Here is a 13,410-nt window from a genome sequence, read left to right on the forward strand (position 1 = left end):
TGAGCTAGATGCTCAGTGGGTCTCGGGACGGAGGACCTTGGTCCGGAGGACCGACTCGTTCAGGTTCATCTGGCGGTCGAGCTCCTTGACGACCGCAGGCTCGGCCTGCAGGTCGATGACCGAGTAGATGCCCTCGGGCTTCTTCTTGATCTCGTAAGCGAGACGACGACGGCCCCAGGTGTCGACCTTCTCAACCTTTCCGTTGCCCTCACGGACGACGGAGAGGAAGTTCTCGATCAGCGGGGAGACAGCGCGCTCCTCGAGATCGGGGTCGAGGATGACCATCACTTCGTAGTGACGCATGTAAAACCCACCTCCTTTGGACTCAGCGGCCACGGTCGTTCCGTGGCAGGAGGGTCGTGATGCGTAAGCAACGGTATCGGCCGCCACTGACAATCCGGGAGGATCGCGTACTGGCCTGGGCAGACACCGGTGCAGACCGTACAGAGTACCTGGAGACAGGCTTCCGGTTGAAATCCGGTGGCCAGGGGACGCAATCTGTACACATCGGGTGTGCGCGGCGCTACGATGCGCCGCCTTCCGGCAACGCCAGGAGGTGCCTCATGGCACAGGCAATGCGACGTCAGTCCCAAGTCTCCCTCTTCGCCACCGACGGCAAGCCCCATCCCCTTCAGGACACGCTGATGGCGGTGACGCTGGTGCTCGGCGTTCTCGCCTTCGTGTCGGCGATGTTCTACAACCTCCATCTGCTCAGCTCGTGGGCCGGGCTGGTGGGGATCATTACGGGCGCGTACGGACAGTTCATCTCGGCGACGACCCGCGAACGCTTCGCCTTGATCATCGGTCTCGGCGCTTCCGCGGTCGGCTTCTACCTCGGCATGGCACACGGCGGACTCTTCGGCGGACTCTTCTAGGGCAGAACAGCAGCAGGAGGGGACGGGGTCACAGAGGACGCTCTTCCCTACAGGCCATCCGGGGCGCTCCCCCAGCGCAGTAGGCTTCGGCGCGAGAGCCGGAGCCCCTGTACCCATGGGGACACACCTGCCGAGGAGCGCCCCGCATGAGCCTGACCCTGAGCACCATCAGCCGAGAGCAGCATCTGGCTTACATCCAGAGCCTGCCCGCGGCAAGTCACTGCCAGGTCCCGGCGTGGGCTGACGTGAAGACAGAATGGCGCTCCGAGAGCCTTGGCTGGTTCGACAAGAGCGGTGAACTGGTCGGCGCCGGCCTGGTGTTGTACCGCCAGCTGCCCAAGATCAAGCGTTATCTCGCGTACCTGCCCGAGGGCCCGGTGATCAACTGGTACGCGCCGAACCTGGACGACTGGCTGCAGCCGATGCTCGCCCACCTCAAGCAGCAGGGCGCCTTCTCCGTGAAGATGGGCCCGCCGGTGGTCATCCGCCGCTGGGACGCTGCCGCCATCAAGTCCGGTATCCAGGACCCGGACGTCAAGCGGCTGCGTGACGTCGAGGCCAGCCACATCGAGCCGCGTGCCTTCGAGGTCTCCGACCGGCTGCGCAAGATGGGCTGGCAACAGGGCGAGGACGGCGGCGCCGGATTCGGCGACGTGCAGCCCCGCTATGTGTTCCAGGTACCGCTCGCCAACCGCTCGCTGGACGATGTCCTCAAGGGTTTCAACCAGCTGTGGCGGCGCAACATCAAGAAGGCCGAGAAGGCCGGCGTCGAGGTCGTCCAGGGCGGCTACGACGACCTCGCCGAGTGGCAGCGGCTGTACGAAGTCACCGCAGAGCGCGACCATTTCAGGCCCCGCCCGCTGTCGTACTTCCAGCGGATGTGGTCCGTCCTGAACAACGAGGACCCCAACCGGATGCGGCTGTACTTCGCCCGTCACGAGGGCGAGAACGTCGCGGCCGCGACCATGCTGATCGTCGGCGGCCACGTCTGGTACTCCTACGGCGCCTCCGCCAACCACAAGCGCGAGGTCCGGCCCTCGAACGCGATGCAGTGGCGGATGCTGCGGGACGCGTACGCGATGGGCGCGACCGTCTACGACCTGCGCGGCATCAGCGACTCCCTCGACGAGACCGACCACCTCTTCGGCCTGATCCAGTTCAAGGTCGGCACCGGCGGCGAGGCCGTCGAGTACGTCGGCGAGTGGGACTTCCCGCTCAACAAGCTGCTCCACAAGGCGCTCGACATCTACATGTCCCGCCGCTGAAGTCGCCACGGCCGACGCCGCTGACGACGCCGCGCACAACGCCGTAGTCTCGTAAATCTCGTACATACCCCTGATACACCGCAGCCACCAGAAAGGTTCCGGGCCGGCCATGGCGCTCTCCCTCTACGTCGACACCGCGCGCTGGCGGGCGCACCAGAAGTCCGTTATCGACCAGTTCCCCGGCCTCGTGCCGGTCTGCAAGGGCAACGGTTACGGCTTCGGTCATGAGCGGCTCGCGGACGAGGCCTCCCGCTTCGGCTCGGACATGCTGGCCGTCGGCACCACCTACGAGGCGGCCCGGATCAAGGACTGGTTCAGCGGTGATCTCCTCGTCCTCACACCCTTCCGGAGGGGCGAGGAGCCGGTCCCGCTCCCCGACCGTGTCATCCGCTCCGTCTCGTCCGTCGACGGTGTGCACGCGCTGGTGGGAGCGCGGGTCGTCATCGAGTGCATGAGCTCCATGAAGCGCCACGGCGTGAGTGAGCAGGAGCTCGGCCTGCTGCACGCCGCGATCGAGGACGTACGCCTCGAGGGCTTCGCGCTCCACCTCCCCCTCGACCGTACGGACGGCTCCGACGCGGTCGAGGAGGTCATCGGCTGGATGGACCGGCTGCGCGCAGCCCGGCTGCCGCTGCACACCATGTTCGTCAGCCATCTGCGCGCCGAGGAACTGGCCCGTCTTCAGCAGCAGTTCCCGCAGACCCGATTCCGCGCCCGCATCGGCACGCGGCTGTGGCTCGGCGACCACGACGCCACGGAGTACCGCGGCGCCGTTCTCGACGTCACCCGTGTCGCCAAGGGCGACCGCTTCGGCTACCGCCAGCAGAAGGCCGCATCCGACGGCTGGCTGGTCGTCGTCGCCGGCGGTACGTCCCACGGCGTCGGCCTGGAGGCACCGAAGGCTCTGCACGGTGTGATGCCGCGCGCCAAGGGTGTCGCCCGCGCGGGCCTGGCGACGGTCAACCGCAACCTCTCGCCGTTCGTCTGGGCGGGCAAGCAGCGCTGGTTCGCCGAGCCGCCGCACATGCAGGTCTCGATCCTGTTCGTACCGTCGGACTCGCAGGAGCCGAAGGTCGGCGACGAACTGGTGGCTCACCTGCGCCACACGACGACGCAGTTCGACCGTCTCGTCGACCGCTGAGCCCCTTCTTCTCCGCGCGGCCTCTGGCCCCAAAGCCCTAGGCCGACGGCTTAGGACCCGTACCGGACGCCTGGGGCTGCTTCCCCCAGTCCACCCGCGGACCCTCCACCGCGTGCGCCGCATGGCGCGGAGGATGCGCCGCACGCCCCAGGACGAAGACGTCGTCAGCCCCGTCGAGAACGCCGCCCGACGGGTCATCGGATCCGTCCGTCCGTACGCCGTCCCGCTCCGGCTTCAGGATGTCCCGCACCACCACCGCGCACAGGTACAGCGTCCCCAGCAGATGCAGGGCGATGGCTACTTGATAGCCCTCGGGCGGCAGGCCCTTGTGCTTGGGGCTGGTCGTGTACGCGAGGTACATCCAGATCCCGAGGAAGTACATGACCTCGCAGGACTGCCAGATCAGGAAGTCCCGCCAACGCGGCCTGGCCAGCGCGGCGAGCGGAATCAGCCACAGTACGTACTGCGGTGAATAGACCTTGTTGGTGATGATGAACGCGGCGACGACCAGGAAGGCGAGCTGTGCGAAACGAGGCCGCCGCGGCGCGCTCAGCGTCAGCGCGCCGATGCCCGCGCACGCCAGGATCATCAAAAATGTCGCGTAGGTGTTCACCGACTCGACTTCCAGCGGCTCGCCCGTACGCTGCGTGATGATCAGCCAGAAGGAGCCGAAGTCGACCTGCCGCTCCTGGCTGAAGGTGTAGAACTTCTTCCACCCCTCCGGCGCGAGCAGCATCACGGGCAGGTTCACCACCAGCCAGGCGGCCGCCGCGCCGAGCGCCGCTGTGACGAACTCCCGCCATTTACCGGCCCGCCAGCACAACAGCAGCAGCGGACCGAGCAGCAGCACGGGATAGAGCTTGGCGGCGGTCGCGAGCCCGATGAGGATGCCGAACGCCAGCGCCCGGCCACGCGACCACATCAGCATCGCGGCGGCCGTGAGCGCCACGGCCAGCAGATCCCAGTTGATGGTCGCGGTGAGCGCGAAAGCGGGCGCCAGGGCCACCAGCAGCGCGTCCCAGGGGCGGTGGCGATGTGTGCGGGTCACACAGACGGCGATGACCGCGGTACAGATCATCAGCATGCCCGCATTGACCATCCAGTACATCTGCTCCTGGTTCTGCATGGAGCCGCCGGCCACGTCGAGCCATGACGCGACCTGCATGAACAGCCCCGTCAGGACGGGGTATTCCAGGTACTCCATGTCCCCGGGCAACCGGTCGAAGTACGGAATGCGGCCTTCGGAGAAGCCGCGTCCCAGGTACAGGTGCGGAATGTCCGAGTAGCAGGCGTGCGTGTACTGCGAGCTGGCGCCCCTGAACCAGGCCCAGTCGTAACACGGCATCTTCTGCACCATGCCGAGCGCAAACATCCCGATCGCCACGAGTGCGACGACACGCACGGGAGTGAGCCAGCCGTTGCCGCCGCGCCGGGCCCAGCGGCCGGCGGGACCGCCGATCAGCTCGCTGCCGGCGGCGGCGACGGAGTCCCGCCACGTGGGCCGTACGTCCGGCCGGTCCTGGTACACGCTCATCTCATCTGCGCTGGGCATGCTGCACATCCTGCCGTACGGGGCTCGGGACAGGGCGAGGGCCGCCGCACCGGAGGCACAGGTTGCTGTGCGTACCGGGCGGCGGCCCTCGTGGCGTTGCGGAAGCCGGCCCTGGACCGGCTGCTAATTCCCGGAGCCGCCTCCGATGAAGCCTCCGTTGCCGTTGGTCCCTGGTGGTGTCGTAGACGGACTTGTCGAAGGCGTCCCGGTGGGTCCGCCGTTGGCTCCGCCCTTGCCGTTGCCGCCGCCATTGGCGCCACCCGCGGCGCCACACGTCCAGTCCTGCCACGGATCGCACGACTGGCTCGGGTCGGGAGAGCCGGACGGCGAGCTCGACGGCGAGCTGGACGGCGTCGAGGACGGGGTGCTGGACGGCGTGGCCGACGGCGTCGGGGCCGGGCTGGAGGCGCCCCCGCCCCAGACGGCCTCACCGATGGGCTCGGGGTCGGGGAAGCCCTCGGGGTTCGTGTTCTTGAGCGCGTCCCTCATGTACGTCTGCCAGATCTCGGAGGGGAACGACGCTCCGTGGATCTTGTCCTGGCCACCGGTGCCGTACATCTCGAGGAACTCGCGCTTCTTGTTCTTCTCGTTGTCGTCGAGCCGGTACATGTCGATGGCGGTCGACAGCTGCGGCGTGTAGCCGACGAACCAGGCCGACTTGTTGCCGTCGGTCGTACCGGTCTTGCCGGCGACCTGCCGGCCGGGGAGCCGGGCGTTCTTGCCGGTGCCCTCGGGATCGTCGACGACAGACCTGAGTACGTCGGTCACATTGCTCGCGACGGCCGTCGAGAAGGCCTGCTTGGTCCTGTCCTCGTGCTCGTAGACCGTCGTGGACTCATGCTCGACCTTTCTGACGGAGAACGGCTCGCGCTGCTTGCCGTTGGCCGCGAATGTCGAGTAGGCGCCGGCCATGCGGATGGCGCTGGGGGAGGAAATACCGATCGAGAAGGACGGGACGTTCGACTTGGACAAGGAGGTCTCGAGCAGGCCGGCCTTCACCGCCGCCTTTCTCACCTCCGGGATTCCGATGTCCATGCCCAGCTGCACGAAGGGCGAGTTGGCAGAGTGGATCATGGCTTCACGCAAGGTGATGTTCTTGAACGACTCGCCACCATCGTTGGTCTGCAGCCACTCCTCTCCCTTCTCGTTCTTCCAGATGGAACCGTTGTACTCCTTGATCTTGAGCTTGTTCTTGCCGTTGTAGACGCTCTTGTCGGGGTCGACGATCTTGCGGTAATCCGGCCCCTGGTCCTCGGGCCCCCTGGGATCGCGCACGCCGTTTTCCATCGCGGCCGCCAGGACAAACGGCTTGAAGGTCGATCCGACCTGGGCTCCGGTCTCGTTGGCGTTGTTGGTGAAGTGCTTGGTCGCGTCGTCGCCGCCGTAGATGGCAGCGATCGCGCCGGTCTTCGGGTTGACCGAGGCGCCGCCGAACTGCACAAAGGTGTCCGTGTTCGGGCGCTTCTTGGGCTTGATGTTGGCGTCCTGGACCTTCTTGACCGCGGCCTTCAGCTTTTCGACCTTGTCCCTCTCGAAGGTCGTGTGAATCTCGTAGCCGCCCTTCGCGAGGTCGTCGGCGTCGATGCCCCGGTCGTTGTTATTGAGGAAGTTGGACTTGGCAAGGTCCACCAGGTAGCCGACCTGCCCGCTCAGCTGGGCGTTCTTCTTGATCGGATCGGTCTTCGGGAGCTTTGTGAACGTGGCCCGCTTGGCGGCGGGGAGATGGCCGTCCTTGACCATCTCGTCGAGGATCCAGTTCCAGCGCTCGGTGGCGCGGGCCGTGTTGGCCTGGGGCGTCGCCGCAGGGTCGATGTCCACGGCGCCGGCCGGGTCGTAGTAGGTCGCGCCCTTGAGGAGCGAGGCCAGGAACGCGCACTGCCCGGCGTTCAGATCCTTGGCATTCGTTCCGTAGTACGTGCGGGCGGCGGCCTGGATGCCGTAGGCCCCCCGGCCGTAGTACGAGGTGTTCAGATAGCCGGCCATGATGTCCGACTTGTCCAGCTCGGTGCCGACCCTTATGGAGATGAACAGCTCCTTGAACTTACGGCTCAGGGTCTGGGACTGGTCGCCGAGCCGTGCGTTCTTCACATACTGCTGGGTGATGGTGGAACCACCCTGGGTCTGCCCGCCCTTGGCCATGTTCACCAGGGCTCGGCCAATACCCATCGGGTCGATGCCGGAGTCGGTCTTGAACGTCTTGTTCTCCGCCGAGATCACCGCGTTCTGCATGTCCTCGGGGATCTGCGCGATCGGGACGATCTGCCGGTTGATCTCACCGCCGGTGGCGGCCATCTGAGTGTCGTCGGCCCAGTAGTAGACGTTGTTCTGCGCCTCGGCCGTCTTGTTCGGGTCCGGAACGCCCACCATCGCGTACGCGATGGTGGCGGCGGCCATCAGACTGCCGACGAAGCCCAGGCACAGCCCGGTGACGAGCTTCCACGACGGCATCCACCGCCGCCATCCGTACTTGTTGTGGCGCGGGTAGTCGATCAGCCGCTTCTTGGACGGCCGCCCACCGCGGCCGGGACCGTCATGGCTCCCGCCACCGCCACCGCCGCCGCGTCGGCCGCCACCGCGACCTCCGTGGCCGGCGCCCACGCCTTCTTCCACGCGCCGGCGACCACCGCCGTTGCGCTGGGCGGCCCGGCGGGCTTCGGCGCGGCCGGTGTACGGACGCTCCTCGCCATACGAGGCGGAAGGGGAGCCTGACGTGGTACCCCGGTTCGGGGCTGCGCGGCGGCCAGCGGGCGGCTGGGCGGCGCGCCGGGCCCCGGCCCGTCCGCCACCCGGCTGCTGCGGCGGTTTGCGACGGTGCTCGCTCATCGAACGACTACTCCTCGGGCAGGCGAGACGCCTGGAAGCGGCAGTTGAGTTCCGGTCCCCCCGAAATGGATACGGACCAGCTCCGCAAGGAACTCATCCGCTGTGCATCCACGCCAAGGACGCTCACAGGCGTCACATGGTTCCCGGCGGTCTGCATGCCGCACAGACTACGCACGGTCGAAACCCACCTAGCGTCTAAATTCACTCCAAATCAGTCAAATCGCCCCCCATGAATTGACGATGTGACGCCGTTCACCATGACCCCTCTTGTCGCAACAGCAACGTCGTTCTATCGTGCTGATGTATCGACTCGATACATCAGCACGACATAAGAGGACCGGCACGGCGAGGGAGGCGACGATGAGCAGGCGCTCCGGCATCCTCGAGTTCGCCGTGCTCGGCCTTCTCCGTGAGGCCCCAATGCATGGGTATGAGCTGCGGAAACGGCTCAATACCTCGCTGGGGATCTTCCGGGCCTTCAGCTACGGGACCCTCTACCCCTGCCTCAAGACGCTGGTCGCCAACGGCTGGTTGATCGAGGAGCCGGGAAGCGCTCCTGAGGACGCCCTCGCCGCATCACTCGCAGGGCGCCGCGCCAAGATCGTCTATCGGTTGACCGCGGAAGGTAAGGAGCACTTCGAGGAGCTGCTCTCGCACACGGGCCCGGACACCTGGGAGGACGAGCATTTCGCGGCTCGCTTCGCCTTCTTCGGGCAGACGGAGCGCGAGGTGCGGATGCGGGTGCTCGAGGGCCGTCGCAGCCGGCTGGAGGAACGTCTGGAGAAGATGAGCGCCTCCCTGGCTCGTACCCGCGAGCGCCTCGACGACTACACGCTTGAGCTGCAGCGCCATGGCATGGAATCCGTGGAGCGCGAAGTGCGCTGGCTGAACGAGCTCATCGAGAGCGAGCGATCGGGGCGGGAACGGCGACTGCCCTCACCCGAGAACTCTGCTCAGCAGGACAACACACCTGGAGCGACGGGCGGCCTGCCCCGGCACAGGGGTGCCGAGTCGTCCGGGGGCACGTCCCCGGGACCCTCCACCCCGCCGGATCCGTCCGACGACACCGCCAAGTGAAGCTCTGCGATCCGCAGGGTTTCATCGGAATACCGAGATCACACAGGGAGCAACCGGAATGGGTTCGGTTCGTGTAGCCATCGTCGGCGTGGGCAACTGCGCCGCCTCGCTGGTGCAGGGCGTCGAGTTCTACAAGGACGCCGACCCGGCCGGCAAGGTGCCGGGTCTGATGCACGTCCAGTTCGGCGACTATCACGTCTCTGACGTCGAGTTCGTTGCCGCCTTCGACGTGGACGCCAAGAAGGTCGGCCTCGACCTGGCGGACGCCATCGGCGCCAGCGAGAACAACACCATCAAGATCTGCGACGTGCCGAACTCGGGCGTCACCGTCCAGCGTGGCCACACCTACGACGGCCTGGGCAAGTACTACCGCCAGACCATCGAGGAGTCGGCCGAGGCTCCGGTCGACATCGTCCAGACCCTCAAGGACAAGCAGGTCGACGTCCTGGTCTGCTACCTGCCCGTCGGTTCCGAGGACGCTGCGAAGTACTACGCGCAGTGCGCCATCGACGCCAAGGTCGGCTTCGTCAACGCTCTCCCGGTCTTCATCGCCGGCACCAAGGAGTGGGCGGACAAGTTCACCGAGGCCGGCGTACCGATCGTCGGCGACGACATCAAGTCGCAGGTCGGTGCCACCATCACGCACCGCGTCATGGCGAAGCTCTTCGAGGACCGGGGCGTCGTCCTGGACCGCACGATGCAGCTGAACGTCGGCGGCAACATGGACTTCAAGAACATGCTCGAGCGTGAGCGCCTGGAGTCCAAGAAGATCTCCAAGACGCAGGCTGTCACCTCGCAGATCCGCGACCGCGACATGGGCGCGGACAACGTCCACATCGGTCCTTCGGACTACGTGGCCTGGCTGGACGACCGCAAGTGGGCGTACGTCCGCCTCGAGGGCCGTGCCTTCGGCGAGGTCCCGCTGAACCTCGAGTACAAGCTTGAGGTCTGGGACTCCCCGAACTCCGCGGGCATCATCATCGACGCCGTCCGCGCCGCGAAGATCGCTATGGACCGCGGCATCGGTGGCCCGATCCTCTCCGCGTCCTCGTACTTCATGAAGTCCCCGCCGGTCCAGTACTTCGACGACGAGGCTCGCGAGAACGTCGAGAAGTTCATCAAGGGCGAGGTCGAGCGCTAAGCGTCCGTCCTGCTCAATCGCGGAGGGTCCCCGGGTAATCCGCCCGGGGACCCTCCGCGTATGTGACGCTTGCTCGCATGCCTGTCGTACGTGATCTGCGCGTACTCCTGCGCCTGAGTGACTTCCGCCGGCTGCTGACGGTCCGGCTGCTCTCCCAGTCGGCCGACGGCGTCTACCAGGTGGCGCTCACCGCGTATGTGGTCTTCTCCCCGGAGAGACAGACCTCCCCGGCCGCGATCGCCTCCGCCATGGCCGTGCTGCTCCTGCCGTACTCCCTGATCGGCCCCTTCGCCGGCGTCCTGCTGGACCGCTGGCAGCGCCGTCAGATCCTCCTGTACGGGAATCTGCTGCGGGCCCTGCTGGCCAGCAGCACCGCACTGCTGATTCTGGCCTCGGCGCCCGACTGGCTCTTCTACGCCTCGGCCCTGTCCGTCACAGCGGTCAACCGCTTTGTGCTGGCCGGCCTCTCTGCCGCGCTGCCCCGTGTGGTCGACGCCGACCGGCTCGTCATGGCGAACTCTCTCTCGCCCACGGCCGGCACCCTCGCCGCGACCGCGGGTGGCGGACTCGCCTTCGCGGTACGGCTGGTGTCCGAGGACTCCGATGCCGCGGTGGTGCTGCTCGGCTCTGCCCTATACCTCTGCTCGGCACTGGCCTCGCTACGGATGGCACGTGAACTGCTGGGCCCCGAGCAAGAGTTGGTGCAGCCACGGCTGACTGCCGTGCTGGCATCAACGGCGCATGGTCTCGTGGCCGGACTGCGGCATCTCTCCGAGCGGCGCAGGGCAGCCCGTGTGCTGGCCGCGATGACGCTGATGCGCTTCTGCTACGGCGCGCTGACGGTGATGGCGCTGATGCTCTGCCGGTACGCCTGGTCCGGCACGGAGTCGGACGGACTTGCGCTGCTCGGTCTGGCCATCGGCATCTCGGGGGCGGGGTTCTTCGCGGCGGCGGTGCTGACTCCGTGGGCGGTCGGCCGGGTCGGTCAGTACGGATGGATGGTGTGGTGCGCGGGGACGGCTGCCGTTCTCGAACCGGCGCTGGGGCTGCCGTTCGCCCCTGTACCGATACTGATCGCCGCGTTCGTCCTGGGGCTCATCACCCAAGGCGCAAAGATCTCGACGGACACCGTGGTGCAGACATCAGTGGACGACGCCTATCGCGGCAGGATCTTCTCCCTCTATGACGTGCTGTTCAACGTCGCCTTCGTGGGAGCCGCGGGAGTCGCCGCGCTGATGCTGCCCCCTGACGGCCGGTCGGTTCCCCTGGTCGTCGTGGTCGCGGTCATTTACGCGGTTGTCGCCGCAGCCATGGCCCGTTGGAGCCGTGTTGGCACGGTGCTATAGCGTGCCCGCGTCAAACAAACGATCACAAGCGTTCACGGGGGACTACCCGCATGACTTATCCGCCGCAGCAGGGCTCAGGCGCGTATGGACACCCTGCCCCGCACGCACAGCAACCCCAGCAGCCATACCCGCCGCAGCCCGGCTACGGATATCCGCAGCAGCAACAGCAGCCCTACCCGCCGCAGCCTCAGCCGGGGTACGGCCACCCTCAGCAGCAGGGGCAGCCCTACCCTCCGCAGCAGCAGTGGGGCGCACCGCCGCCCCCGGCGCCCTCATCCGGTGGCGGCGGCCTCGGCGCCAAGACCATCCTGAAGATCATCGTGGCCGTCATAGCCCTGATCGTCTTTGCGATCGTCTACTTCATGAGCCAGGACGACGCCGACAAGGCGGAAGCCGGCGACTGCATGAAGAGCAGCGGATCCACGGCCAGCGCCGATCTTGAGGTCGTGGACTGCGGCGACTCCAAGGCTGCCTACAAGGTCGTCGAGGTCCTCCCCAACACGACGGACACGACGCGCTGCGAAGGTAAGTCCGACGCCAGCTATGTCGAGCAGACACGCGGGGGAAGGCGCAGCTCGGGCACCCGATTCGTGCTCTGCCTGAACGAGATCAAGAAGTAGCCACATACGCCGAGGGGCGGTGTTTCACGTGAAACACCGCCCCTCGGCGTATCGAAGCGGCGCCATGTTTCACGTGAAACATGGCGCCGTTTCACGCTCCGTCCTGGGCCGCCCACCATTCCTTCAGCGCCGCGACCGCAGCATCATGCCCCATCGGCCCGTTCTCCAGCCGCAGCTCCAGCAGGAACGCATACGCCTTGCCGATCACCGGCCCGGGACCCACGCCCAGGATCTCCTGGATCTGATTGCCGTCCAGATCGGGCCTGATGGCATCCAACTCCTCCTGCTCCTGAAGCTGCGCGATGCGCTGCTCCAGCCCGTCGTAGGCCCGGGAGAGGGCGCTCGCCTTGCGCTTGTTGCGCGTGGTGCAATCCGAACGAGTCAGCTTGTGCAACCGGGTCAGCAGCGGCCCCGCATCACGTACGTACCGCCGCACCGCCGAGTCGGTCCACTCGCCGGCCCCGTACCCATGGAAGCGCAGATGCAGCTCGACCAGCCGCGAGACGTCCTTGACCATGTCGTTGGAGTACTTGAGCGCAGTCATCCGCTTCTTGGTCATCTTCGCGCCCACCACCTCGTGGTGATGGAAGGAGACCCGGCCGTCCTGCTCGAAGCGCCGCGTCCGCGGCTTTCCGATGTCATGGAAGAGCGCGGCCAACCTCAGCACGAGGTCCGGGCCCTCCTCCTCCAGTTCGATGGCCTGCTCCAGGACGATCAGGGAGTGCTCGTACACATCCTTGTGCCGGTGGTGCTCGTCGCTCTCGAGACGCAACGAAGGCAGTTCGGGCAGCACATGGTCCGCGAGACCGGTGTCGACGAGCAGCGCCAGCCCTTCGCGCGGATACGCGCAAAGGATCAGCTTGTTCAGCTCTTCTCGCACCCGTTCGGCGGAGACGATCTCAATGCGCTCCGACATCGCCTTCATCGCCGCCACGACCTCGGGCGCCACCTCGAAGTCCAACTGCGCGGCGAAGCGCGCAGCCCGCATCATGCGCAGCGGGTCGTCGGAGAATGACTCCTCGGGCGTACCGGGGGTCCGCAGGACACACGCGGCGAGATCCTCCAGACCGCCGTGCGGATCGATGAACTCCTTCTCCGGCAGCGCCACGGCCATCGCGTTCACAGTGAAATCGCGGCGTACGAGGTCTTCCTCGATCGAATCGCCGTAGGAAACCTCAGGCTTCCGCGAGGTCCTGTCGTACGCCTCCGAACGATAAGTGGTGACCTCGATCTGGTAGCCGTCCTTCTGGCAGCCGACCGTACCGAAGGCGATCCCGACCTCCCACACCGAGTCCGCCCACGGACGGACGATCTTCAGTACGTCCTCGGGACGGGCGTCCGTCGTGAAGTCCAGGTCATTGCCGAGCCGGCCGAGCAGTGCGTCCCGGACCGAGCCGCCGACCAGGGCAAGGGTGAACCCGGCCTCCTGGAAGCGGCGGGCCAGGTCGTCGGCGACAGGGGACACCCGCAGCAGTTCACTCACCGCGCGGCGTTGCACCTGGCTCAGTGCAGTGGGGTTGTCTTCATTGGCATTCGGCACAACAGAAAAGGGTACGTGCCCGGGCCGACC

General features: G+C 66.6%; 11 protein-coding genes. 7 read left to right on the forward strand and 4 right to left on the reverse strand.

Features of this window, described 5'->3' with window-relative positions; all coding sequences use genetic code 11:
* Window positions 1–12: 12 nt before the first annotated feature.
* Window positions 13–303, reverse strand: a complete 291-nt coding sequence (rpsF, locus tag ACWDZ6_RS04310; protein ID WP_004950685.1) for a 30S ribosomal protein S6 — start codon at window positions 301–303, stop codon at window positions 13–15.
* A 260-nt stretch (window positions 304–563) separates the two neighbouring features.
* Between rpsF and ACWDZ6_RS04315 the strand changes: the two genes are divergently transcribed.
* From ACWDZ6_RS04315 to ACWDZ6_RS04325, 3 genes are all read left to right on the forward strand, one after another.
* On the forward strand, window positions 564–875 hold the full coding sequence (locus ACWDZ6_RS04315; RefSeq protein ID WP_326651117.1) for a hypothetical protein: 312 nt from the start codon (window positions 564–566) through the stop codon (window positions 873–875).
* Between the two features lie 146 nt (window positions 876–1,021).
* On the forward strand, window positions 1,022–2,140 hold the full coding sequence (locus ACWDZ6_RS04320; RefSeq protein WP_451501616.1) for a lipid II:glycine glycyltransferase FemX: 1,119 nt from the start codon (window positions 1,022–1,024) through the stop codon (window positions 2,138–2,140).
* Window positions 2,141–2,249: 109 nt separating this feature from the next.
* Window positions 2,250–3,281 carry an alanine racemase gene (locus ACWDZ6_RS04325; protein ID WP_366732961.1) on the forward strand — a complete coding sequence of 344 codons (1,032 nt, stop codon included), beginning with the start codon at window positions 2,250–2,252 and terminating at the stop codon, window positions 3,279–3,281.
* 37 nt (window positions 3,282–3,318) lie between these two features.
* Here the strand turns inward: ACWDZ6_RS04325 and ACWDZ6_RS04330 are convergent, their stop codons facing one another.
* Window positions 3,319–4,842, reverse strand: a complete 1,524-nt coding sequence (locus ACWDZ6_RS04330) for a glycosyltransferase family 87 protein (RefSeq protein WP_451501617.1) — start codon at window positions 4,840–4,842, stop codon at window positions 3,319–3,321.
* 114 nt (window positions 4,843–4,956) lie between these two features.
* Window positions 4,957–7,656, reverse strand: coding sequence for a transglycosylase domain-containing protein (locus ACWDZ6_RS04335; RefSeq protein ID WP_451501618.1), 2,700 nt, complete (start codon window positions 7,654–7,656; stop codon window positions 4,957–4,959).
* 360 nt (window positions 7,657–8,016) lie between these two features.
* Here ACWDZ6_RS04335 and ACWDZ6_RS04340 point away from each other — a divergent pair, with 360 nt between their 5' ends.
* The 4 genes from ACWDZ6_RS04340 to ACWDZ6_RS04355 all read left to right on the forward strand — a co-directional run bounded on the left by ACWDZ6_RS04340 (window position 8,017) and on the right by ACWDZ6_RS04355 (window position 11,840).
* Window positions 8,017–8,733 carry a helix-turn-helix transcriptional regulator gene (locus tag ACWDZ6_RS04340; protein WP_451501619.1) on the forward strand — a complete coding sequence of 239 codons (717 nt, stop codon included), beginning with the start codon at window positions 8,017–8,019 and terminating at the stop codon, window positions 8,731–8,733.
* Window positions 8,734–8,791: 58 nt separating this feature from the next.
* Window positions 8,792–9,874: an inositol-3-phosphate synthase gene (locus ACWDZ6_RS04345; RefSeq protein WP_326651126.1), complete on the forward strand. Its 1,083-nt coding sequence runs from the start codon at window positions 8,792–8,794 to the stop codon at window positions 9,872–9,874.
* Window positions 9,875–9,951: 77 nt separating this feature from the next.
* Window positions 9,952–11,220 (forward strand): MFS transporter, encoded by a 1,269-nt coding sequence (locus ACWDZ6_RS04350; protein ID WP_451501620.1) that lies wholly within the window; start codon window positions 9,952–9,954, stop codon window positions 11,218–11,220.
* A gap of 50 nt (window positions 11,221–11,270) precedes the next feature.
* Window positions 11,271–11,840 (forward strand): LppU/SCO3897 family protein, encoded by a 570-nt coding sequence (locus ACWDZ6_RS04355; protein ID WP_451501621.1) that lies wholly within the window; start codon window positions 11,271–11,273, stop codon window positions 11,838–11,840.
* A gap of 91 nt (window positions 11,841–11,931) precedes the next feature.
* Here ACWDZ6_RS04355 and ACWDZ6_RS04360 read toward each other — a convergent pair whose 3' ends face one another.
* A complete protein-coding gene (locus ACWDZ6_RS04360; RefSeq protein WP_451501622.1) occupies window positions 11,932–13,380 on the reverse strand; it encodes a CCA tRNA nucleotidyltransferase in 1,449 nt (482 codons plus the stop codon).
* Window positions 13,381–13,410: the final 30 nt, after the last annotated feature.

This window comes from Streptomyces sp. NPDC002926 (assembly GCF_053591755.1).

What these genes read in the sequence shown, in the direction of transcription:
- ACWDZ6_RS04330 (WP_451501617.1), bottom strand. Translation starts at nt 4,842, where the DNA reads ATGTGCAGCATGCCCAGCGCAGATGAGATGAGCGTGTACCAGGACCGG.
- rpsF (WP_004950685.1), bottom strand. Translation starts at nt 303, where the DNA reads ATGCGTCACTACGAAGTGATGGTCATCCTCGACCCCGATCTCGAGGAG.
- ACWDZ6_RS04325 (WP_366732961.1), top strand. Translation starts at nt 2,250, where the DNA reads ATGGCGCTCTCCCTCTACGTCGACACCGCGCGCTGGCGGGCGCACCAG.
- ACWDZ6_RS04355 (WP_451501621.1), top strand. Translation starts at nt 11,271, where the DNA reads ATGACTTATCCGCCGCAGCAGGGCTCAGGCGCGTATGGACACCCTGCC.
- ACWDZ6_RS04340 (WP_451501619.1), top strand. Translation starts at nt 8,017, where the DNA reads ATGAGCAGGCGCTCCGGCATCCTCGAGTTCGCCGTGCTCGGCCTTCTC.
- ACWDZ6_RS04350 (WP_451501620.1), top strand. Translation starts at nt 9,952, where the DNA reads ATGCCTGTCGTACGTGATCTGCGCGTACTCCTGCGCCTGAGTGACTTC.
- ACWDZ6_RS04315 (WP_326651117.1), top strand. Translation starts at nt 564, where the DNA reads ATGGCACAGGCAATGCGACGTCAGTCCCAAGTCTCCCTCTTCGCCACC.
- ACWDZ6_RS04345 (WP_326651126.1), top strand. Translation starts at nt 8,792, where the DNA reads ATGGGTTCGGTTCGTGTAGCCATCGTCGGCGTGGGCAACTGCGCCGCC.
- ACWDZ6_RS04335 (WP_451501618.1), bottom strand. Translation starts at nt 7,656, where the DNA reads ATGAGCGAGCACCGTCGCAAACCGCCGCAGCAGCCGGGTGGCGGACGG.
- ACWDZ6_RS04320 (WP_451501616.1), top strand. Translation starts at nt 1,022, where the DNA reads ATGAGCCTGACCCTGAGCACCATCAGCCGAGAGCAGCATCTGGCTTAC.